A 21787-nucleotide genomic window follows, 5' to 3' on the forward strand; every position below is an offset into this window, starting at 1 on the left:
CGGTGCTAGGCCGCGACCGGCAGCAGCAACCCGTCCTGCAGCGCGATCAGCCGCTCTTCCATCCGCTCCGCGAGCGCGCCTTCGTAGCGGCCATTGCGAAAGCCGGTGATGATGGAGACGATCTCGGCGCGGCGGGCCTCGTACTGCCTCGGCGACTCGTCAAGGAACCGCTCCACCTTGATTGCCGGCCATAGTTCGTCGGACATCGCACCAATCTCGTCGTCTGTCAGCCCGCTCAGGCTAAGTCTCAGACGTTAGATGCGATTGAGCATTCGGTTAGAATATGGAGAGAAGCGATCGTCCCCCTTCCTCCCCCCGCCGATCATCGCGGCGAGGATCAGGGCGCCATCATGTAGCCGACGCCGCGCACCGTCTCGATCAGCGAGGGCTGGCCCTCGGCATCGATCTTGGCGCGCAGGTAGCGCACGTAGACGTCGACGATCTTGGTGCCGGGGTCGTAGCCGTATTCCCAGACGCTGTTGAGCAGCCGCTCGCGGCTCACCACCTTGCCGGCATTGGCCATGAGGTAGCGCAACAGGTCGAACTCGCGCACCGTGAGGGTGATCGGTGCCCCGTCGCGCGTCACGCGCCGCGAGAGCGGGTCGAGCAGCAGCGGGCCGCTGCGCAGGGTGGTTTCCTGGCCCGCCTCGCCGCGGCGGCGGCCGAGCGCCAGCAGCCGGGCGAGCAGTTCGTCGAAGGCAAAGGGCTTGGTCAGGTAGTCGTCGGCGCCGCCCTTCAGCCCCTCGATCTTGTCGCTCAGGCTGTCCTTGGCGGTCAGCATCAGGATCATCGCGCTGGCCCGTTCCTCGCGCAGCAGCCGGGCGATCTCCAGTCCGTCGACATAGGGCAGCATGCGATCGAGGATGACGATGTCGAAATCGCCCTGCCGCGCCCGCTCGAGCCCATCCCGCCCGTCGTGCTCGACGCTGACCTGGTAGCCTTCGGCCGTCAGCCCGCGCTCGAGGAACGAAGCGATGCGGCGGTCGTCCTCGACGACAAGGATCTTCATGGCCGCTGCTCCGCCGCCACCGGGAGGGTAATCGCCAGCACCGCTCCGCCCTCGGGGCCGTTCTCGAGCCCGATCGTGCCATGATGCCGCTCGATGATGTCGCGTGCGATGGCCAGGCCGATGCCGAGACCCTGGTTCATCAGCTCGCCTTCCTTGCTGCCGCGATAGAACCTCTCGAACACGTGCAGCCGATCCTCCTCGCTGATGCCCGAGCCCTGGTCGGCGATGGCGATGCCGACCCTGTCGCCCGCACGGCTGGTCGTAACGGTGATGCGGCTGCCGGGCGGTGAGTGCTTGACCGCGTTGTCGAGGCCGATCATCAGCGCCTGCCTGAGGCGACGGAAATCGGCATCGACCCGGGCCCCGCCATCGCCAAGCGCGGTAACCACGGCCACTTCGCGCGGTTCGGCGAGGACCTGGCCTTCGGCCACGGCAGCGGCGACGATGTCCTCGAGCTTGAGCACAGCCGGGTGGTGCTGCTGGCTTTCGGCGTCGCTGCGGGCGTAGGCGATGAGGTCGTCGAGCAGGCTGGAGAGCTCGACCGACTGGCCGCGGATACGCTCGAGCGCCGACATCAGCTCCGGTCCGGACGCCTTGCCGCGCAGCGCCACGTCGGCCTCGCCGCGCAGCACGGTGAGTGGCGTGCGCAGCTCGTGGCTGACGTCGGCAAGGAACTGGGTGCGCTTGACGTCGACGGCCCTCAGTCGCGCATTGGCGGCGGTCAATTCGCTGGTGCGGTCGGCGATCTCGGCTTCGAGCCGTGCATCCGAGCGACGGATGGAGCGGTGGAGCAGCAGCCCGAGGCCGCCGAGCACCGCCGCGGACACCAGCGCGAGCGCGCCCGCCAGCATGACGACGGTGGATTGGTCGCGCTGCACGGCGGCCAGTTCCGTCGCCACCTCGTTGCGCTCGTCGGTCAGCGCGCTGTCGACCAGTGGCTGCAGCTCGTTGGCGAGACGGAAAGCGACCTCGCGACCATAGAGTTCGGTGGCCTGCGCAGCATCGCCATCGCGCGACGCGGCCAGCGCACGGGCGGCCGACATGTCGATGGCATGATAGAGCTCGATCATGCGGCGCACGTCCTCGAGCTCGATCATCTCCGATTCCATAGTCCGGCTGTCGAGGGCCGCGAGTTCGTCGCGGGTGGCGCGGGTCAGGCGCGCGAAGGTACGCTCCATGCCGATGCGCGCATTCTGCACGTTCGGCATGCTGGTACGCCCCAGCAGCAGCACCGAGGCGACTTCCTTGCCATAGGCGTTGATGCGCCCGTCGAGCTCGGCAATCGCCTCGAAGCGCCGGTGCACCGCGTCGACGCGCTTGACGTAGTGATCGGCGAGGGACAGCCCGTAGGCCATGACGGCAATCATCGCGACCAGCGCGGCAAGGCTGGCCAGCCCAAGCCCGACAATCCGCCCCCGCACCGTCACGATCTGAGTTCCCCGTCCATGCGAGCATGTCTATTCGGGGGGTGGGGCGAAGCAAAGCCCCCGGCCGCAATGGCCGGCATTGGCGGAACCGGGAAGCGGCGTCGCCCTCGCCAGAGGCGCGACCAATACCGAGCATTGCCGGCTCCATTGCCGGTTGGTGGCAGTCTGTCGCCCTAATCGGAAATGGGAGAGTAGAATGCGGATGATTCTCGCCTCGGGCCTCTTGCTGGCCACGTTCGGCGGAGCGGCGGTCGCCGCCGACAAGGTGCAGATCGGTGACAAGGGAATCTTCCCCGAAAGCCTGACCTCCACCGCCGACGGCACCCTGATTGTCGGCAGTGTCGGCACCGGGCAGATCTACAAGGCGGCCCCGGGCGCCACCACCGCCGAAAGCTGGATCGCGCCGGCGACCGACGGACCGGCCGCCGTGCTCGGGGTCTATGCGGACGAGAAGAACGGCAACCTGTGGGCCTGCTATTCCGACCTGGCGCTGTTCAGCGGCGCCGGCAAGGGCTCGATCCTGCGCAGCTACGAGCTGAGTTCGGGCGCGCTCAAGACCACCGTCCCGCTCGGCGACGGCACGTTCTGTAACGACATCGCCACCGCCGCCGATGGCACCGCCTTTATTGCCGATACGGCCGGCAGCCAGGTGTTTAAGGTGGCGCCGGGCGCCTCCAGTGCCGAGGTACTGGTCAAGGATGAGGCGCTCGCCAGCGTCGACGGCCTGAGCTTCGCCCCCGATGGCGCGCTCTATCTCAACGGCGTGTCGACCAACAAGCTGTTCCGGCTGGCGATGAATGCCGACGGCAGCGCCGGGGCGCTCACCGAACTCACCCTCAGCCAGGAGATCAAGGGCCCCGACGGCATGCGCTTCGGCGACGACGGCGTGCTGTATCTGGCCGAGAACGCCGCCGGCCGCGTCAGCGCCGTGACCTTCGACGGTGATACCGCCAATATAAAGGTGGTCGAGGAGGGCGGCTGGGACATGCCGGTCGCCGTGACCAAGAACGGCTCCACCCTGTGGGTGCTCGAGTCCAAATTCTCCAAGATGGGCGGCAACGAGGATCCGGGCACGTTCTACGCCTACCCGGTGGCGTTGCAGTAAGGCGGCATTGCCCCACCCGACCCCTCGCCTGTGGCGGGGGGCGTTCATGGACGTACGGTTGAGGGGGGCGATTCCGGCCCCCTCAGAACCGCTGCGGCTCGTGCGGGCGCAGAACTTCCGCCGCTTCCCCCGGATGCGGCGGAGCAACGGGCCGCCTGAGGGACGGGGCTACAGGCCCGCCACCGTTTCGGGCACCTCTTCCATTGCGATCCAGTCGGTGAGCAGCGCGCGGTCGGCGAGGCGGATCACGTAGACATTGCCGCCGCCCGGGTTGCCGATGCGGCGCTGGTCCTCCGAGCGGGCGATGGCGCGCCTGCCGAGATGGCACTTGAGCAGCGTGCCCACGGCGCCGTGACCAGCAAAGACGATGGGCTGCGCCAGATCATGAGCTGCGAGGGTGGTCGCGAAAGCGGCGACGATCCGCTTCTGCGCGTCGAGCGCCGTTTCCCAACCCTCGGCGGACCGGTCGGGCGCGGCAAAGAAGGCATCGGCCAGCTGCTCGAACCTTTCGGAGCCGACATAGCCGGTACTGGCGCGATCGTTTTCGGCGAAGTTATCCCCGCTCTCCACAGGCAGCCGAGACGGTGCCGCAAGAATCGCGGCGAGCTCGAGAGCCTTGGTTTCCGGGCTTGAGACGATGCGGCTCGAGCGCCGGACGAGCCCGTGGTTCGCGAATCGTTCCGCTCGCGCACGCCCGAGTTCGGAAAGGCCCCAGCGCGGCACCGGGACGCTGGGGTTCTGCACGACCTGCGGGTGGGTGACGTAGAGTGCGTAACTCACTCAGATGCCGCCGCGCGAGAAATGGGTCAGCTCGCGCACCATCTGGCCGACCTTCCACTTGATGTTGCCTTCGATCGGCTCGTCGTTCTCGTCGAGCACGTCGGGATAGGGGCCGAGGCCGAGCAGGGTCGGAACGACCAGCGCGCCAATCTTGCTCAGCGTGTCGCGCAGGTGCGACAGCGCGAAAATGGTGGCGTACTTGCCGTCGCTCAGCCCACCGATGCCGAAGATCGCATGCTTGAACGGGTTCGGCTTCTCGCGACTGACCCACGAGATCACGTTGGCAATCAGGGGCGTGACCCCGCCATTGTACTCGGGCGAAATGATGAGGACGATGTCGTAGGTACGGAACATGTCCGCCAGCCGCTTCGCCGCCTCCGGCGTCTCGCCGGCGTCCTCGATGTCCTGGTTGAACATCGGCATCTCGAAATCGGCGAGGTCGAGGTCGGTGACCTCGACACCGGCTTCGCGCAGCTTCTGCGACATGTGCCGGCGCAGCTTCGCGTTGATCGAGTCCTTGCGGAGCGAGCCGCAAATGGTGATGGCGGTCTTCTTGGGGGAGGTGGTGTCGGTCATGGCGCGGACGCTAGCCGATTTGCGGGGGCTGGTGGAAGGACCCGCATCCAGCGCTACGCGCCACCCTCCGACGGAAGTAGACTCCTGCTCCGTCGGTGATCATCCCTGTTCCTCTCCCCGTCGGGGAGAGGGTGGATCGGCCGAAGGCCGAGACGGGTGAGGGCTCAGCCCTCGAAGATGCTCTTGAGCTTGGCGAAGAACCCCTCGCTGGTCGGGGAGTTCTCGCGGGTCGATTCCTTTTCGAACTCCTCGAGCAGCTCGCGCTGGCGCTTCGAAAGGTTCTGCGGCGTCTCGACGTCGAGCTGGACGTAGAGGTCGCCGAAATCCTTGGAACGAAGGATCGGCATGCCCTTGCCCTTCAAGCGGACGCGCTGGCCGGGCTGGGTACCGTTCGAGACCTTGACCCGGGCGCGGGCCGCATCGAGCGTCGGCACCTCGAACTCGCCGCCCAGCGCCGCCGTGGTCATGGCGATGGGGACGCGGGCATAGAGATCGGCGCCGTCGCGCTGGAACAGGTCGTGCGGCTTGATCGAGATGAAGATGTAGAGGTCGCCCGGCGGCCCGCCGCGCAGACCGGCCTCGCCCTCGTTGGCGAGCCGGATGCGGGTGCCGTCCTCGATGCCCTTGGGGATGTCGACGCTGAGCGTGCGGTTCTGCTGGCGCCGGCCCTGGCCACCACAATCGGTGCAGGCCTGCTCGAGGATCTGGCCGCGCCCGTTGCAGATCGGACAGGTCCGCTCGATGGTGAAAAAGCCTTGCGCCGCGCGCACCTTGCCCTGGCCGTTGCAGTGCCGGCAGGTCGACATGCCGGTGCCGGGCTTGGCGCCCGAGCCGTCGCAGGTGGTGCAGCTGGCGAGTGTCGGCACGTCGATATCGACGGTGCGGCCGGTGAAGGCCTCTTCCAGCGAAATCTCGAGATTGTAGCGCAGGTCCGAGCCGCGCAGGCGCGACTGCCCGCCGCGGCCGCCCCGCCCACCCATGAAGTCGCCGAAAATGTCCTCGAAGATGTCGGACATCGAGGAGGTGAATTCCGGCCCGAAACCGGCCGGGCCGCGCCCGCCGCCATTCTCGAACGCAGCGTGCCCGAAGCGGTCGTAGGCCGCCCGCTTCTGGGGATCCTTCAGCGTGTCGTAGGCTTCGGAGATTTCCTTGAACTTGTGCTCGGCTTCGGCATTGCCCGGATTGCGGTCCGGGTGGAACTGCATCGCAAGCTTGCGGTAGGCGCCTTTCAGCACCGCTTCGTCGGCGCCCTTGGGTACACCGAGCACTTCATAAAAGTCGCGTTTGGCCAATCCGTCTCGATCCCAGCTGCCCAGTGCCCCGTCCCAGGCATTCCGGCTAGATAAGTACTGCGTTGCGCTCTTACCATAGGTGCGGACTGCTTCAATGCTATCGGACGTATGACGTTCGACGAAGCGCCCGGGTGTGGCTTATCCACCGCGGTGGCTGACGAGGCTCAGCCCCCGAATGCGGCGACCAGGTTCCGGCTGAGCTGGCCATGAGCGAACATCGCCTTGTTGACCACGCGGTAGAGCCCGAAGAAGCCGTGCGTGACGCCCTCGTAGAGGGTCTCGTCGACCCACACGCCGGAACGTCGCATGGCGTCGGCCAATGCTTCGCCCTCGGACCGCAGCGGATCGGCATCGGCAAGGATCACGGTCGCCGGCGGCAAGCCGTCGAGGTCGAGCCGGCCGGCGATGTTCATGCGCGGATCGTGCGCGTCATCCTTGCTGCGGAACAGTTTCCGCGCCGCCCATTCGAGCGTCGCGGTGCTGTAGGGGAAGGTGGCGGCGTTGTGCTTGTGCGAGGGCAGGTCGAACAGCATCGCCGCCATCGGGGTCACGAGCCCCAGGTGCAGCGGCATCGGCTTGCCCTCGGCCTTGGCCCGCAGCGCGACATTGACCGCGAGGTTGGCGCCCGAGCCTTCACCGACGACAGCGGCTCGCTTGGGATCGCCGCCGAGCGATTCCGCATGTTCGAGCAACCATTGCCAGGCGGCCCAGGCGTCCTCGTGTGCGGCAGGGAAGCGGTGCTCGGGCGCCTGCCGGTAGTGCGCCGAGACGACCACGGCGCCGGTCCGCGCCGCGAGCGCTCGCGGACTCGCATCGAAATTGTCGACGTCGCCGAGGACGAAGAAGCCGCCGTGCAGGAACAGGATCATCGGCCGCGCGGCGGTGGCGAGGTCGTTCTGCGGCACGTAGATGCGAGCCCGGACGTCGCCGCCATGGCCGGAAACGAGCCGCATCTCCATGCTCACGCCCATGTCGTCGACGTGGTCGCGCAGGATCCGCCGCAACGCCATGTCGAGCGTCGGCAGGGCCCGGGCCTCGGGCGAAGTGCACGCTTCGATGCGCTTGCCGCCCATCGCTTCAAGCACGCCCAGCACATGCCGCATGTCGGCATCGAGCCGGTCCGCCGGACGCTCCAGTGACGTCGACGCATCGGACTCGCTGTTCTGCGCGAGCCGCCGCACCTCTACCGATGACATCCAGAACCCTTTCGTCGCCACCCCGGCCTCGGGTCCGTGGCCTGGACCCTCGACCTCAACGGATGCACTGCTGCCGGCAGTTGCCGCATCCACGTCTCAACGCTCCCCACTCTAGCGCGCGATGTGAAGACATTGGGGCCGCCTTGCGGCGGGATTTGGAAGAGCATGACGCATGTCAGATAGTGACGACTGCCCGACTTGAGCCGAGCCGCGGAAAACGAAAAGGCCCGGCACGGCTGCCGGGCCTCGCATTTCACCTCGAAGAGCTTAGGCCGACTTCTTGTCGTCCGGGACTTCCTCGAACTCGGCGTCGACGACGTCGTCGTCCTTGCCCTGGTCCGAACCGGCCGCCTTGGCCTCGGCCTCGGCCTGCGACGCCTTGTACATGGCCTCGCCCAGCTTCATCGAAGCCTCCGCCAGCGTCGCGGTCTTTTCCTTGATCACCTCGGCATCGTCGCCTTCGATCACGCCCTTGAGGTCGGCAATCGCCGTCTCGATGGCGCCCTTCTCCTCGGCCGAGACCTTGTCGCCATAGTCCTTCAGCGACTTCTCGGTCGAGTGGATCAGCGATTCGGCCTGGTTCTTGGCTTCGACAGCGTCGCGCTTCTTCTTGTCGGCTTCGGCATTCGCCTCGGCTTCCTTGACCATGCGCTCGATGTCGGCGTCGCTTAGGCCACCCGAGGCCTGGATGCGGATCTGCTGCTCCTTGCCGGTGCCCTTGTCCTTGGCCGAGACCTGCACGATGCCGTTGGCATCGATGTCGAAGGTCACCTCGATCTGCGGCACGCCGCGCGGGGCCGGCGGAATGCCGGCGAGGTCGAAGTTGCCGAGCAGCTTGTTGTTGGCTGCCATTTCGCGCTCGCCCTGGAACACGCGGATGGTCACCGCGCTCTGGTTGTCCTCGGCGGTCGAGAAGGTCTGACTCTTCTTGGTCGGGATCGTGGTGTTGCGGTCGATCAGGCGGGTGAACACGCCACCCAGCGTCTCGATGCCGAGCGACAGCGGGGTCACGTCGAGCAGCAGCACGTCCTTGACGTCGCCCTGCAGCACGCCGGCCTGGATGGCGGCGCCCATGGCCACGACTTCGTCAGGGTTCACGCCCTTGTGCGGTTCCTTGCCGAAGAAGGCCTTCACCGTCTCGACGACCTTGGGCATGCGGGTCATGCCGCCCACGAGAACGACTTCGTCGATCTGCGCTGCCGTGACGCCGGCATCCTTGAGGGCCTGCTTGCACGGCTCGACCGTCTTCTGGATCAGGTCGTCGACCAGCGCCTCGAGCTTGGCCCGGGTGAGCTTGAGCGTCAGGTGCTTGGGGCCCGAGGCGTCCGCGGTGATGAAGGGCAGGTTGATTTCGGTCTGGGTCGAGCTCGAGAGCTCGATCTTGGCCTTTTCCGCCGCTTCCTTCAGGCGCTGCAGCGCGAGCTTGTCGCTGCGCAGGTCGATGCCCTGGTCCTTCTTGAACTCGTCGGCAAGGTAGTCGACGAGGCGCATGTCGAAGTCTTCGCCGCCCAGGAACGTATCGCCGTTGGTGGATTTCACCTCGAACACGCCGTCGCCGATCTCGAGCACCGAGATGTCGAACGTACCGCCGCCGAGGTCATAGACCGCGATCGTGCCGGTGTTCTTCTTGTCGAGGCCGTAGGCGAGCGCCGCGGCCGTCGGCTCGTTGATGATGCGCAGGACCTCGAGGCCGGCGATCCTGCCGGCATCCTTGGTGGCCTGACGCTGCGAATCGTTGAAGTACGCCGGAACCGTGATCACCGCCTGGGTGACCGACTCACCGAGATAGGACTCGGCGGTTTCCTTCATCTTGGTCAGGATCATCGCCGACACTTCGGACGGCGAGTACTTCTTGCCGTCCACCTGCACCCAGGCGTCGCCGTTGTCGGCGTTGACGATCTTGAAGGGGACGAGGCCCTTGTCCTTTTCGACCATGGGGTCGTTGTAGCGGCGGCCAATGAGACGCTTGACCGCAAACAGCGTGCCTTCCGGATTGGTGACGGCCTGACGCTTGGCCGGCTGGCCGACGAGACGTTCGCCGTCCTTGCTGAAGGCCACCATCGACGGCGTCGTGCGCGCGCCTTCCGCGTTCTCGATAACCTTAGGGGCGCTGCCGTCCATGACCGCGACGCAGCTATTGGTCGTACCGAGGTCGATACCGATGACTTTACCCATACCTACTGCCTCTTTCCTGGCGAACCCGTTTGAAACCCCTCGCGGCAGTCTCTCTTGTCCCTCACGGGGTTCGGATTCCCTTGCTGAAATTGACCCGTCACCGGGCCTTGAGGGCTATATAGGAGGGGGGTTTTGGCGCTGCAAGCGCCGTTCGGACATATTGTCACGAAAGCGCGAGCGCTGGGCACCAGCCTGAGGCGGCGTGTCCGCAGGGTGCAGCGGGGCCGCACCCTGGTGTCGTCAGCCGCTTACTGCGAGTCCGACAGCGTGTATTCGCCGAGCGCACACAGATCGATGCCCTTCTCGACGAATTCCGAATCGTCCTCGAGCACGAACTTCATGTCGTAGACGCACTGTTCGCGACCATCGCCGATGGTCACCGTCACGTAGTTGCCGGCCGGCAGGTAGTTCTCGCCGAACACGTCCTCTTCCCAATTGTCGATGTCGGCGGGCGAGGTGTAGAAGCTCTTGACCGCGTAGGAGGAGGAGTTGGTGAGGACGAATTTCAGGTCCTCGGCCAGCGCTGCGCCGGGCAGTGCGGCCAGCATCAAGGCGGCGGCGCCGCCCAGCATCACATGTTTCATGGTAGCCCCCAGTGATCGCAACCGCTTCTGCGATTGCCGGGCTTTCCCTACCATTTTACGCGCATAAGGCTCAAAGGCCGCCTGAGGGCGTAGTTAGTCAAACCTTCCCGCACGCCTGCGGCGCCCGCGCGGCTTGTCGCCGGGTCCCGCCTCGTGGTCTAAGGAACGTGTTTGCCGCCCAGGGAACGATACATGAAGAGGTTCCTCGCCTACGCAATGGTCCTCCTGCCGGTCGCCGCCGTGGCGCAGCAGGTTCCGGCCGAGGCGCAGATGGACATGTGGTGCGGCACCGCATTCGAGGTGATGACGCACGACGCCCCCGCCGACGCCACGCCGGAAAAGCTCGCGGCTGCCGCCGTGTTCCAGCGCGGCGGGGAGGCTCTGATCGACCGCGCCATCCCGATCTATCTCGAGGCAGGCTATTCCGACCAGGCGCTGGCCGAATACCGCAGCCGGCTCGAAGAGTCCGTCAGCCGCATCGTCAACGGTTCCGCCCGCACAGGCGAGGACCCACCATATTCATTCCAGGATTGTTCGGCCCTGATCGGCCAGTAAGAAGACAAGACCCGCATGGCTTTCACTCCCCGCTCCGACGACCTGCTGCTCGTGGTCGACCTGCAGTACGATTTCCTGCCCGGCGGTGCGCTCGCCGTGGCCGGCGGCGACGAGATCATCCTCCTCGTCAACCGCCTCGGGCGCCAGTTCAAGCACGTGGCCATGACCCAGGACTGGCATCCGGACGGGCATATCTCGTTCGCCTCGAGCCATCCCGGCACCAAGCCCTACGACGTCATCGAACTGCCCTACGGACCGCAGGTGCTCTGGCCGGACCACTGCGTTCAGGGCACGCATGGCGCCGAGTTCTCGGCCGAGATCGAGCTGCCGCATGCCGAAATGATCATCCGCAAGGGCTATCACGACGTCGTCGATTCCTATTCGGGCTTCCGCGAGGCCGACCGCAAGACCCGCACCGGACTCGAGGGGTACCTCAGAGAGCGCGGCTTCAGGCGCCTGTTCGTCGCCGGGCTCGCCACCGACTTCTGCGTCAACTGGACAGCGGTGGATGCCGCCAACGCCGGCTTCGAGACCTATGTCATCGAGGATGCCTGTCGCGCCATCGATACCGGCGGCTCGCTGGCCCGGGCCTGGGCCGACATGGCGGCGGCCGGGGTCGAGCGGATCGTCGCCGGCGACATCGCCTGAGGGAAAGATGCGGAGCATCACACTGGGGCTGCTGCTGTTCGCCGCGCTGGGCCGGACCGCCCAAGCCGAGGAGCTGTCCCCGGCCGTCGACCGCCTGCTCTGGTGCGGCAGCGCCCTCTACTGGCTGAGCGCCGACGCCTACGATGCCGGCAACGACGCCGAAGGCGACCAGTACGAGGCCTGGTCCGAGAATCTGGGCAGCCGCGCCGAGCTGATGCTGCAGTCGGAAGGCAGGGACGAAGCCGCGATCAGCGCCATCCGCGACGACTACGACAACCGCGTGGTGGCCGAAATGGGCCAGCCCGGCGCCAAATACGACGTGACCGCCTGCCCCGATTTGGCGCAGTAGAGCGCATCCGGTCTCCCAGCCACCGGGTCATTGCCGCGAAAGCGGGCTGCCCGCTTGCGCGGGGATGACAGCGGGTTTGGAGACCGTCTCCAGAACCCGCGGTCAACAAAAAGGCGCCGCTGGAGCAGGGCGCCTTTCGTGTCGTTACGGGCTGCGCTTATGCGCTCTTGTCGACGCCGCCCTCTGCCGGCTGGCCTTTGGCACCGCCACCCTTGGCGACGCCGACCATGGCGGGACGCAGCACGCGGTCGCCGATGGCGAAGCCGGCCTGCACCACCTGCACCACCGTGCCTTCCGGACGGGTCGGATCGGGGACCTCGAACATCGCCTCGTGCTTGTGCGGGTCGAACTTCTGGCCTTCCGCCTCGATAGGCCTGACGCCGTGCTTGGCGAGCAGCCGCTGCATCTCGCGCTCGGTCATCTCGATGCCCTCGATCAGCGACTTCATCGCGCCGTCGGCAGTGTCGCGGGCCTCGGCCGGCAACACCATCAGGGCGCGGCTGAGCGAATCAGTCGCGGTCAGCATGTCGCGGGCGAACCCGGTGATGGCATAGGCGCGGGTGTCGGCGATCTCGCGCTCGGTGCGCTTGCGCAGGTTCTCCATCTCGGCCACGGTGCGGAGCAGCTTGTCGCGAAGTTCGGCATTCTCCGCCTTCAGTGTCTCCACCACATCGGCCGCTGCCGTACCCTCGACCGTATTGGAATCGTTGGTCTGGGCCTCGGCGGCCGGCGCAACCTTGTCGTCCTCGGGCTTGGTCGTATCGTCGTTCATGCCTGACCTTGAATGCTTGTCGCTACACGCGTTGCCCCGCATATCGGCCAACAGGAGAGAAGATTCAAGCCTTGGAAAGGTTCCCCGGCCTCAGCTCTTTCGCGCCATCATGGCCGAGACGACGTTGGCGGTATAGTCGACCACCGGCACGATGCGGGCATAGTTGAGCCGCGTCGGACCGATGACGCCGAGCACGCCGACGACCTTCTGGTTGGCGTCCTTGTAGGGGGAGAGGATCACCGAGCTGCCCGACAGCGAGAACAGCTTGTTCTCCGAGCCGATGAAGATCTTCACCCCCTGTGCCTGCTCGGTATCGCCCAGCAGCTCGATCAACCCGTCGCGGCTCTCGAGTTCCTCGAACAGCTGGCGCACGCGCATCAGCTCTTCGGAGGCCATGGTGTCGTTGATAAGATTGGCACGGCCGCGCACGATCACCGTTGGCGGCGCGGCGGCGCCGTTGTCGGTGAGGGTCGCGAGCCCGGCCTCGACCAGCCTGTGGGTCAACTCGTCGAGTTCGCTGAGGGTCTGGCTGCGCTGGGCCCTGAGGGTCTTGATCGTCTCGCCGATGGTCTTGCCGACGGCAAAATGCGCCAGGTAGTTCGAAGCCTGCGTCAGCGCGCTGGCGGCAAGTCCCGGCGGCAGCGGCAGGATGCGGTTCTCGACCGAACCGTCCTCGCCCACCAGCACCACCATGGCCCGCTCGGCGTCGAGCCGGATGAACTCGATATGCTTGAGCACCAGGTCGGCCTTGGTGGCGATCACGACGCCGGCGCCATGGCTCAGTCCGCTGAGCAGCTGGCTCGCTTCGGTGAGCAGGTCCTCGACCTGGCCGTGCTGGGCCGGGCCGTGCATCTGCTTGGCGATCTGGGCCTTCTCGTCCTCGTTGACGGCGCCCACTTCCAGCATGGCATCGACGAAGAAGCGCAGGCCCTGCTGCGTCGGCAGGCGTCCGGCCGAGGTGTGCGGGGCGGCGATCAGTCCGAGGTCCTCGAGATCGGCCATGACGTTTCGCACCGAGGCGGGACTGAGGCCCACGCTCAGCATGCGGGCGAGATCGCGCGACGCCACCGGACTGCCGGTCTCGAGATAGCGCTCGACGAGCTTGCGGAAGATGTCCTGGCTGCGGACGTTCAGCGCCGCGAGCACGTCTTCGGGGGCTTTGCTGCGATCGGGCATGTTCACCATTTAGGGCGAAAGCGGTGCGACGCCAAGCCGGCTCGCCTTGTTCCCGGCCCGTACGAGGGTTAAGAGGCGGTTAACATGACTTTTCAGGTGATTTGACCACATGCGCCCTTCCGGACGCCAGCCAGACCAGATGCGGGCCGTGACGCTCGAACGCAACGTCTCCCCCAAGGCCGAAGGGAGCTGCCTCGTCAGCTTCGGCGGCACCCGCGTCTATGTCACGGCCACCGTCGAGACGACCCTGCCCTCATGGCGCCGCGGCTCGGGCCTCGGCTGGGTGACCGCCGAATACGGCATGCTGCCGCGCTCCACCGACACGCGCACCCGCCGCGAGGCCGCCGCCGGCAAGCAATCGGGCCGGACCCAGGAAATCCAGCGCCTGATCGGCCGCTCGCTGCGTGCGGTGGTCGACATGGAAGCCCTGGGCGAGAACCAGATCACGCTCGACTGCGACGTGCTCGAAGCCGATGGCGGCACCCGTACCGCCGCGATCACCGGCGCCTATGTCGCCATGGCCGACGCCATCGGCTGGCTCAAGGCCCGCAGCCTCACCCGCGGCGAGCCGTTGCGTGATTCGGTGGCGGCGATCAGCTGCGGCATCTATCGCGGCACGCCGGTGCTCGATCTCGACTACGTGGAAGACGTCGAGGCCCACACCGACGCCAATTTCGTGCTCACCGGCAGTGGAAAGTTCGTCGAGATCCAGGGCACGGCCGAGCAGGAGCCGTTCAGCCGCGAGGAACTCGAGCAGCTGATGTCGCTCGCCGAGAAGGGCATTGCGGACCTGACGATCCTGCAGAAGGCGGCCCTCGCCTGATGGCCGGCAAGCTCACATTGCGGCGTGGCGACCGACTGGTGCTGGCGACTCACAATGCGGGCAAGCTCAGGGAGTTCAAGGAGCTGCTTGACGGCTTCGGGCTCGAGATCGTGTCAGCCGGCGAGCTCGGCCTGCCCGAACCGGACGAGACCGGGACGACCTTCATCGACAACGCCCGGATCAAGGCCCACGCCGCGGCCAGGGCCAGCAACTGCATCGCGCTGGCGGACGATTCCGGCCTCGCCGTCGATGCACTGGGTGGCCAGCCCGGTGTCTACACCGCCAACTGGGCGGAGACCGCCAACGGCCGCGACTTCTCGGTGGGCATGCGCCGCGTCGAGGACGCGCTGCAGGCTGCCGGGGCGCAGGGGCCGTCGGAGCGACGCGGCTCGTTCAACGCCACGCTGTGCCTTGCGCATCCGGATGGACGCGACCAGCTCTATGTCGGCCGCGTCGACGGCACCATCGTCTGGCCACCGCGCGGCGAGCGCGGGCACGGCTTCGATCCGGTGTTCATGCCGCAGGGCTACGACATCACCTTCGGCGAGATGGCACCCGAGATGAAGCATTCGTGGTCCCCCGGCAAGGTCGGCCTGTCGCACCGCGCCAAGGCCTTCGCGCTGTTCGTCGACGACGTCCTGGGAGGCGGCATTGAGCACTGAAACGCTGGGCCACAACTCCGTCGACCCGCGCTCGAACGGGCTGTTCGGGGTCTATGTCCACTGGCCGTTCTGTGCCGCCAAGTGCCCCTATTGCGATTTCAACTCGCACGTCCATCGTGGGCAATTCGACGAGACCGCCTATGTCGAGGCCTATGCCAGGGAGCTGGCCTATTTCGCCCGCCAGACGCCGGGGCGCACGGTGCAGTCGATCTTCTTCGGCGGCGGCACGCCGTCGCTGATGGATCCGCGCTCGGTCGGGGCCATCCTCGACGCCATCGGCCAGCACTGGAGCATCGACAGGCGCGTCGAGATCACGCTCGAGGCCAACCCGACCTCGGTCGAGGCGGACCGCTTCCGCGGCTATCGCGATGCCGGGGTCAACCGCGTATCGCTCGGCGTGCAGTCGCTGCGCGAAGGCCCGCTGGCCGAGCTCGGCCGACGCCACACGGTGGACGAGGCGATCGCCGCCGTGCGGCTGGCGCAGTCGATCTTCCCGCGCTCGAGCTTCGATCTCATCTACGCGCGCCCCCGGCAGACGCTCGCCGACTGGGAAGACGAGCTGACCGAAGCGCTGTGGCTGGCCGAGGCCGGCCACGTCTCGCTCTACCAGCTCACCATCGAGATGGGCACGCGCTACTACGACCTGTTCCGCGCCGGCAAGCTGAAGATGCCCGACGAGGAGTTGAGCGCCGATTTCTACGAACTGACGCAGGAACTGACCCACAAGGCCGGCTTGCCGGCCTACGAGATCTCCAACCATGCCCGCCCCGGGCAGGAGAGCCGGCACAACCTGATCTACTGGCGTTACGGCGAGTATGTCGGCGTCGGCCCGGGCGCGCATGGGCGGCTGCTGATCAACAACCAGCGCCACGCCACCGCCACCGAGAAGATGCCGTTCGACTGGCACAAGAAGGTACTGGCGCGCGGTCATGGGCTCGTGACCGACGACATCCTCACCTGGGAGGAAGAGGGCGACGAAATGCTGGTGATGGGCCTGCGCCTGCGCGAAGGCATCGATCCGCGCCGCTTCCACCGCATCGCCGGCCGGGCCATTTCCGAGCGCCAGATCAACGAGCTCAAGGCGATCGGCTTCGTCGAGACCCTGCCCAACGGTTTCCTTCGGGTCACCGACAAGGGCTGGCCGGTGCTGGACGCAGTCGTGGCGGACCTCGCCGCCTGAACCCGCCTTTCTGCCGGCGACGCCCATCCACGGACCGATTCAGCCGCGGGCCGACCCCATTGCGGGCGTGGTCCGCAGCCGAAGAGCAATCGCTGTCACGCCGGCCAGGAAACGAGGGGGTCGACGTCAGCCCTGCCCTTCAGAGCCCGCGGCGCGGCCCGGAAGCAGGATCGAGCAGTCCGCGGTCGGCCCGCAACTGCACGAGCGCCGGTCGGTCGGGGCCGATGGGACGCGTGGCAGCGACGCGATCGGCATGGTCTGGAAACCGGCCCCAACGCCGGTCGAATACGTCCCTGAACAGATAGCTGGCAGGTATCATCACAAGTCTCCCTTTGACTTGAACCGATTCAATCGCGCGACGCACACGATTGCTTGAATCGGTTCAATTCACACCCTCCGCGCCGCCGAGTCAAGCGGAATTTGAACCGATACAAGGGAGCTGATACAGGAGCGGGAACGGATCTGGCGGAAAGGCAGGAAATGGCACGCGATCTGGTGCGTCTGAGCGACGTGGCGAAGGCCGCGGGAGTATCGCAGGGCACGGCGTCGAACGTGTTCAGCCGGCCGGGCCTGGTGCGCGCCGAAGTGCGGGAGCGCGTGCGCGAGACCGCGCGCCAGCTCGGCTATGCCGGTCCCGACCCGCGCGGTCGCCTGCTCAGGGCCGGCAAGTCGAACGCCATCGGCGTCGCCACGGCCGAGCCGCTTTCGTATTTTTTCGACGATCCCTTCGCGCGCGAACTGATGCGCGGCATTTCGGAGTTGTGCGACGCGCGTGGCGCAGGTCTCGCGCTGGTCTCGGCGCGCAACGAGGAGCGGCTCAGCTGGAACATCCAGAGCGCCCTGGTCGACGGCTTCGTGCTGCTCTGCATCGAGAACGGCGAGAAGATGATCGAGCTGACGCGCGAGCGGCAGTTGCCCTTCGTCGCCCTGGCGCTGGGCAAGCCCGACGATTCCATCTCGGCCATCGGGGTCGACGATTACGCCGGCGCGCAGATGGCGGCACGGCACCTCGCCCGGCTCGGACACCGTCGCTACGGCATCCTGGCGCTCGAGTTCGACGATTTCAGCGAGGGGCCGGTCGACGCTGCCCGCATTGCCGAGGCCACCTATTCCACCTCGCGCGACCGGGCCCGCGGTTATCTCGAGGAACTGGCGCTGCACGGCGTTTCACGTGAATCGGTCCCCATCTACGAGACGCGCGGCACCGCCGAAAGCGTGGCCCGCGGCCTCGATCATCTTCTCGCCGGGGAGCGCCCGACGGCAATCCTGTGCATGTCCGACAGGGTCGCGATGCTTGCCATCGAGGAACTCGCTCGGCGGGGCCTGCGTGTTCCTGCCGATATCTCGATCGTCGGGTTCGACGGCGTGCCGGAAGCGGCCCGCTTCACTCCGCCGCTCACCACCGTGGCCCAGCCCATCGCCGAAATCGGCCGGCGCGCGGTGCGGGCGATTCTCGACGGGGACGGAAAGATCCACCGCGAGGTGCTGCCGCTCGAGCTGATCGTCCGGCAGAGCAGTGCCGCGCCCACGCAGTCTTGACTTGCGGAACGGGTTCCGCCGCCCCAGATTCACGCCATGCGCATGCTTGTCGCAGTTGCCACCTTCCTCGCGCTCGCCACCAGCGCAGAGGCCTATTGCTTCCCGGTCCCTGACACGGCCGCGACGCACTACGGCGACAACAACCTCGGTCACACCCTGTGCCTGCAGGACGAACTGGTGCAGTCGACCAACCAGCGGGCCCAGCGACAGCTGCTCGACCAGACGCTGAGCCAGTTGCAGCGCGACCTGCAGCAGCAAAACCTCCTGATGCAGCAGGTGCAGAGCCAGATGGCGCTGGACCAGTTCTAGAACTCTCCGGCCGTCGGGATGTTGCGGGGCGGCCGGGCCTATTCGGCGGCGGCGCGCGGGAAGTCCTCGACCCCGTCCTCGACCAGGCGATCGATCCGGAACGGCCGCAACGGCGCCTTGGCCACCTGGTTGCGGCCACTCTGCTTGGCCTTGTACAGGGCCTGGTCGGCAGCCGAGAGCAGGTCGCCCACATTCTGCGAGGTGTTGGGGAGCGACGCCACGCCGAACGAGGCGGTGATCTCGGCCCCGTGCGTATTGGTCAGCTCCTCGATCCGCACGCGCAGCACCTCGGCCTTGTCGGCGGCGCGATCGAGCGGGCAATCGGGCAGGATGATCACCAGTTCCTCGCCGCCGAAGCGGCATACGATGTCGGTCTCGCGCAGCGAGCTGGTGAGCGCCAGGGCGGCATCGCGCAGCACCTGGTCGCCGAAGGCATGGCCATGCTCGTCGTTGAGCCGCTTGAAGTGGTCGAGGTCGACCATGACGAGCGACACCTCGCGGTTCTCGCGCTCAGCGAGCCGCACGAAGCGCTGCAGGCAGTCCTCCATGTAGCGCCGGTTGTAGAGGCCGGTCAGCGGGTCGCGCAGCGCCTGGTTCCTCAGCTTTTCGCGCAGCGCCATGTTGGCAAGCGCCAGGCTCATGCCGTCGGCGAGAGCCGAGCCGAGTTCGGTCACGGTGCCTAGACGCTCCTCGGCGGCAACGCCGCCGGCGAACAGCTGCAGCAGGCCGACGATCTCGCCGCGCGCGATCATCGGGATCTCGAGCGTCGTTTCGGTGCCGACATGGTGCCCGCAGCACAGCTTGGAACCGTCGCCCCGGTTCATGTGCGGCTTGCCGCGCTTCAGGCCCCAGCACGTACTGGGGTTGATGGTTTCGGGCAGGGCATCGTTCTCGGCCCGGCCCCAGGTGGTCGAGAGCACCAGCCGGTCGCGCGAGTTGTTGAACACGTACAGCGCCCCGGAAAAGCCGGGGACGAGGTCGGCTGCCGTGGCCTTGAGCACGGCGTTGGCGTCGGTGTGGTCCGAGGCGGACTGCAGCACGTCGGCCATTTCGAACAGGCGCGCCACCTGCTCGCGCGAGCGATCGGCGGCGGCGACGGCGGCGGCACGCTTGTCGGCCTCGCCGCGGCTCGAGCTGAAGGCGTAGATGAGCCCGAGGATGGCGAGCAGGCCGGCGCCGAGCTGCAGCAGCAGGATCATGACGATGCCGAACTGGATGCGGTCCTCGTGCATGGCGACGCGCGCTTCGGTGTCGAGCAACACGCGCTCCACCGCGGCACCGACGGCCGTCACGATCGCGCCCGACCGCCGCTCGGTGAGCAGCAGGCGCCCGGCCTCGGGATTGCCGGCCGTCGCGAGGCGAACGGCGCTGCTCCATGATTCGATGAGGTCGGCGACGACACCGGCGGCCGGCTGTGCCGCCGCGGTCGGCGTGTCGATGGTCCCGAGGACGCTCAGGACGGCGGCCTCGCTGCCGGTCAGCAGCGCCACCTGGGCGAGATGGGCGCGCAGCGCATCGGCCTCGCCGCTCAGGTAGTGCAGGGCATCGGCGTCCGCTTCGGTCAGCGCCTGGTAGATGCCGCGCAGCATCTGGTCCTGGGCGCGCAGGTCGGCCGAGGCACGCTGTTGCGTGCTCACATGCATGAAGCCGGCTATGGCGGTTGCGACCAGTGCCACCACCAGGATCACCGTCGCGGCCGACAGGGCGCGCGACAGCCGGTGCGGTGCCGGCAGCGGCAGCGTCCGTTCCTTCATCCTGTCGAAATTGGCAAACACGGCTCGGAGCCCCCACGGCTACCCGCAATCCATGGCATGATGCCCGATATCTGCAGGGGCGCGTCGCGGCATCGGGAAAAGCGCTTAGCGCGGAGTGAACCAGGCTGGTGAAGGCAGCGGTTACGAAATCGCTAAAATGCCTGCCGTTCGACAGGGATACAAAAATCTGGCTCAGTTGCCGCCCGGGCTGTCGAACCGGTGCCGGCCCATTCGACCAGCTCATGGAAACACCCGGAGCACCTGCCATGAGATATATCTGCCTTGTCCATTTCGACGTCCAGGCGACCATCGCCGCGATGAGCCCGGCCGAGCAGCGGCAACTGGACATCGACTCGCTCGCCTATGACGAAGAACTCAAGGCCAACGGCAACCTGGTCGTGGCCGAGGCGCTTCAGCCTCCCGAGAACGTCGTGCTGGTGCGCGTCCGGAACGGCGCCATGTCGGCGACCGACGGCCCGTTCATCGAGACCAAGGAGCAGCTCGCCGGCTTCGTCCTGATCGAGGCACGCGACCTCAACGATGCCGTCCGCATCGCCGCCGGCATTCCGCTGGCAAAGTATGGCACCATAGAAGTGCGGGCCATGTACGAGATTCCGCAACACGAGCAGCCGGCGGGCTGATGGATCAAGGGTGCATCGAAACCGTCTGGCGGCAGGAGTCGCGGCGCGTGCTGGCGACGCTGATCCGGCTGCTTGGCGATTTCGACCGCGCCGAGGAGGCGCTCAACGACGCCTTCCTCGCCGCCACCGAACGCTGGCCGCAGGATGGGGTGCCGGCCAATCCGCGCGCCTGGCTGGTCTCGGCTGGCCGCTTCCGGGCCATCGACCGGATGCGCCGGCGGAGCCGCTTTGCCCGTATCGCCGGGACGCTCGCCGTGATCGAGGAGGGTGAGATGGCCACCACTGCCGAGCCCATCGCCGACGACCAGTTGCGGCTGATCTTCGTGTGCTGCCACCCCGAGCTGCCACCGGATGCACAGGTGGCGCTCACCTTGCGCGAGACGTGCGGATTGCTGACCGAGGAGATCGCGGCGGCCTATCTCGCCAGGCCGGCAACGATCGCGCAGCGCATCGTCCGGGCCAAGGCACGTATCCGCGATCTCGCGCTGCCCTATGAGGTGCCAGAGCCGAAACAGATGCTCCAGCGGCTCGATGCGGTCCTTCGCACCATCTATCTGATCTTCAACGAGGGCTATGCGGCAAGCCACGGCGAGACGGCGGTGCGCGTCGACCTGTGCGCCGAGGCGATCCGCCTCGCCCGTCTGCTGCGCGGGCTGCTGCGTGAGCCGCAGTCCGAGCTCGAGGGCCTGCTCGCCCTCATGCTGCTCAACCATGCTCGCCGGAACGCCCGCACCGATCCGGCGGGCGATATCGTGCTGATCGCCGACCAGGACCGGAGCCTTTGGGACAGGGCCGCGATCGCCGAGGGGGCGCACCTCGCCGAGGCCGCGCTGCGCATGCGGCCGCTTGCCGGCTATGCCATCGAAGCGGCGATCGCGGCCGCGCATGCCACGGCGCCGACTGCTGAGGCCACCGACTGGGCCAGGATCGTCGGGCTCTACGACCTGCTGGCGCAGGCCGACACCTCGCCGGTGATCGCCCTCAACCGCGCCGTCGCTTTGGCCATGCGCGATGGGCCGGAGGCTGGGCTCGGCGAAATCGACGCCTTGCTGGCGGCCGGCCCGCTCACCGGCTTCCGCTACGCCCACGCCGCCCGCGCCGACCTCTTGCGCCGGCTTGGCCGCAGGGACGCGGCCCGCGAGGCCTATGTCGCCGCGCTCGAGCTGACCCAGCAGGGACCGGAGCGCCGCTTCCTCGAGCGGCGCTTGCGGGCGCTTGGCTCACCTCCCCCTTGA

At 67.2% G+C, this 21787-nt stretch carries 24 protein-coding genes; 11 read left to right on the plus strand and 13 right to left on the minus strand.

Translation table 11 applies throughout. From position 1 onward, the window contains the following. Positions 1 to 5: 5 nt before the first annotated feature. From J0I99_RS09155 to J0I99_RS09165, 3 genes are all read right to left on the minus strand, one after another. Positions 6 to 206, minus strand: a complete 201-nt coding sequence (locus J0I99_RS09155) for a hypothetical protein (protein WP_291397172.1) — start codon at positions 204 to 206, stop codon at positions 6 to 8. Positions 207 to 337: 131 nt separating this feature from the next. Next, a complete protein-coding gene (locus J0I99_RS09160) occupies positions 338 to 1009 on the minus strand; it encodes a response regulator transcription factor (protein ID WP_291397173.1) in 672 nt (223 codons plus the stop codon). After that, positions 1006 to 2436: a HAMP domain-containing sensor histidine kinase gene (locus J0I99_RS09165; protein WP_291389793.1), complete on the minus strand. Its 1431-nt coding sequence runs from the start codon at positions 2434 to 2436 to the stop codon at positions 1006 to 1008. Before J0I99_RS09165 ends, J0I99_RS09160 begins: the two co-directional genes overlap by 4 nt. Before the next feature lie 196 nt (positions 2437 to 2632). On the opposite strand from J0I99_RS09165, the gene J0I99_RS09170 reads away from it, so the two are divergent. Beyond that, a complete protein-coding gene (locus tag J0I99_RS09170; RefSeq protein ID WP_291397174.1) occupies positions 2633 to 3541 on the plus strand; it encodes an SMP-30/gluconolactonase/LRE family protein in 909 nt (302 codons plus the stop codon). 168 nt (positions 3542 to 3709) lie between these two features. On the opposite strand, the gene J0I99_RS09175 is transcribed toward J0I99_RS09170, so the two are convergent. From J0I99_RS09175 to J0I99_RS09200, 6 genes are all read right to left on the minus strand, one after another. Next, entirely contained in the window at positions 3710 to 4321 is a 612-nt protein-coding gene (locus J0I99_RS09175; RefSeq protein WP_291397175.1) for a histidine phosphatase family protein, read from the minus strand. After that, entirely contained in the window at positions 4322 to 4897 is a 576-nt protein-coding gene (locus J0I99_RS09180) for an NADPH-dependent FMN reductase (RefSeq protein ID WP_291397176.1), read from the minus strand. A gap of 164 nt (positions 4898 to 5061) precedes the next feature. Next, positions 5062 to 6189, minus strand: a complete 1128-nt coding sequence (gene dnaJ, locus J0I99_RS09185) for a molecular chaperone DnaJ (protein WP_291397177.1) — start codon at positions 6187 to 6189, stop codon at positions 5062 to 5064. 164 nt (positions 6190 to 6353) lie between these two features. Next, positions 6354 to 7385: an alpha/beta hydrolase gene (locus J0I99_RS09190; protein ID WP_291397178.1), complete on the minus strand. Its 1032-nt coding sequence runs from the start codon at positions 7383 to 7385 to the stop codon at positions 6354 to 6356. A 267-nt stretch (positions 7386 to 7652) separates the two neighbouring features. Continuing rightward, positions 7653 to 9560 (minus strand): molecular chaperone DnaK, encoded by a 1908-nt coding sequence (dnaK, locus tag J0I99_RS09195; RefSeq protein WP_291389799.1) that lies wholly within the window; start codon positions 9558 to 9560, stop codon positions 7653 to 7655. Between the two features lie 248 nt (positions 9561 to 9808). Continuing rightward, entirely contained in the window at positions 9809 to 10144 is a 336-nt protein-coding gene (locus J0I99_RS09200; RefSeq protein WP_291397179.1) for a hypothetical protein, read from the minus strand. 192 nt (positions 10145 to 10336) lie between these two features. Between J0I99_RS09200 and J0I99_RS09205 the strand changes: the two genes are divergently transcribed. The 3 genes from J0I99_RS09205 to J0I99_RS09215 are packed head-to-tail and all read left to right on the plus strand — an operon-like array spanning position 10337 to position 11696. After that, positions 10337 to 10699 carry a hypothetical protein gene (locus J0I99_RS09205; protein ID WP_291389801.1) on the plus strand — a complete coding sequence of 121 codons (363 nt, stop codon included), beginning with the start codon at positions 10337 to 10339 and terminating at the stop codon, positions 10697 to 10699. Between the two features lie 15 nt (positions 10700 to 10714). Beyond that, positions 10715 to 11347 carry a bifunctional nicotinamidase/pyrazinamidase gene (gene pncA, locus J0I99_RS09210; protein ID WP_291397180.1) on the plus strand — a complete coding sequence of 211 codons (633 nt, stop codon included), beginning with the start codon at positions 10715 to 10717 and terminating at the stop codon, positions 11345 to 11347. A 7-nt stretch (positions 11348 to 11354) separates the two neighbouring features. After that, complete coding sequence (locus J0I99_RS09215) at positions 11355 to 11696, plus strand: hypothetical protein (RefSeq protein ID WP_291397181.1); 342 nt, start codon at positions 11355 to 11357, stop codon at positions 11694 to 11696. A 157-nt stretch (positions 11697 to 11853) separates the two neighbouring features. Here the strand turns inward: J0I99_RS09215 and grpE are convergent, their stop codons facing one another. Together grpE and hrcA are read right to left on the minus strand one after the other, a co-directional pair. Next, positions 11854 to 12468 (minus strand): nucleotide exchange factor GrpE, encoded by a 615-nt coding sequence (gene grpE, locus J0I99_RS09220; RefSeq protein WP_291397182.1) that lies wholly within the window; start codon positions 12466 to 12468, stop codon positions 11854 to 11856. 90 nt (positions 12469 to 12558) lie between these two features. Continuing rightward, positions 12559 to 13644 (minus strand): heat-inducible transcriptional repressor HrcA, encoded by a 1086-nt coding sequence (gene hrcA / locus J0I99_RS09225; protein WP_291389805.1) that lies wholly within the window; start codon positions 13642 to 13644, stop codon positions 12559 to 12561. A gap of 109 nt (positions 13645 to 13753) precedes the next feature. On the opposite strand from hrcA, the gene rph reads away from it, so the two are divergent. The 3 genes from rph to hemW are packed head-to-tail and all read left to right on the plus strand — an operon-like array spanning position 13754 to position 16309. After that, entirely contained in the window at positions 13754 to 14467 is a 714-nt protein-coding gene (rph, locus tag J0I99_RS09230; protein WP_291389806.1) for a ribonuclease PH, read from the plus strand. Then, positions 14467 to 15129, plus strand: a complete 663-nt coding sequence (locus J0I99_RS09235) for a non-canonical purine NTP pyrophosphatase (protein WP_291389807.1) — start codon at positions 14467 to 14469, stop codon at positions 15127 to 15129. Before rph ends, J0I99_RS09235 begins: the two co-directional genes overlap by 1 nt. Further along, positions 15119 to 16309 (plus strand): radical SAM family heme chaperone HemW, encoded by a 1191-nt coding sequence (gene hemW / locus J0I99_RS09240; protein WP_291397183.1) that lies wholly within the window; start codon positions 15119 to 15121, stop codon positions 16307 to 16309. The genes J0I99_RS09235 and hemW overlap by 11 nt, the downstream gene beginning before the upstream one ends. Positions 16310 to 16448: 139 nt before the next feature. Here hemW and J0I99_RS09245 read toward each other — a convergent pair whose 3' ends face one another. Beyond that, positions 16449 to 16628: a hypothetical protein gene (locus J0I99_RS09245; protein WP_291397184.1), complete on the minus strand. Its 180-nt coding sequence runs from the start codon at positions 16626 to 16628 to the stop codon at positions 16449 to 16451. A 161-nt stretch (positions 16629 to 16789) separates the two neighbouring features. On the opposite strand from J0I99_RS09245, the gene J0I99_RS09250 reads away from it, so the two are divergent. Together J0I99_RS09250 and J0I99_RS09255 are read left to right on the plus strand one after the other, a co-directional pair. After that, positions 16790 to 17848 carry a LacI family DNA-binding transcriptional regulator gene (locus J0I99_RS09250; protein WP_291397185.1) on the plus strand — a complete coding sequence of 353 codons (1059 nt, stop codon included), beginning with the start codon at positions 16790 to 16792 and terminating at the stop codon, positions 17846 to 17848. A gap of 42 nt (positions 17849 to 17890) precedes the next feature. Continuing rightward, entirely contained in the window at positions 17891 to 18157 is a 267-nt protein-coding gene (locus tag J0I99_RS09255; RefSeq protein WP_291397186.1) for a hypothetical protein, read from the plus strand. A 38-nt stretch (positions 18158 to 18195) separates the two neighbouring features. On the opposite strand, the gene J0I99_RS09260 is transcribed toward J0I99_RS09255, so the two are convergent. After that, positions 18196 to 19932: a GGDEF domain-containing protein gene (locus J0I99_RS09260; protein ID WP_291397187.1), complete on the minus strand. Its 1737-nt coding sequence runs from the start codon at positions 19930 to 19932 to the stop codon at positions 18196 to 18198. 245 nt (positions 19933 to 20177) lie between these two features. Here J0I99_RS09260 and J0I99_RS09265 point away from each other — a divergent pair, with 245 nt between their 5' ends. Both J0I99_RS09265 and J0I99_RS09270 read left to right on the plus strand, forming a co-directional pair. Beyond that, positions 20178 to 20552: a YciI family protein gene (locus tag J0I99_RS09265; RefSeq protein WP_291397188.1), complete on the plus strand. Its 375-nt coding sequence runs from the start codon at positions 20178 to 20180 to the stop codon at positions 20550 to 20552. Further along, positions 20552 to 21787: a DUF6596 domain-containing protein gene (locus J0I99_RS09270; RefSeq protein ID WP_291397189.1), complete on the plus strand. Its 1236-nt coding sequence runs from the start codon at positions 20552 to 20554 to the stop codon at positions 21785 to 21787. Before J0I99_RS09265 ends, J0I99_RS09270 begins: the two co-directional genes overlap by 1 nt.

This window comes from Devosia sp. (genome assembly GCF_017307495.1).
GTDB lineage: Bacteria > Pseudomonadota > Alphaproteobacteria > Rhizobiales > Devosiaceae > Devosia_A.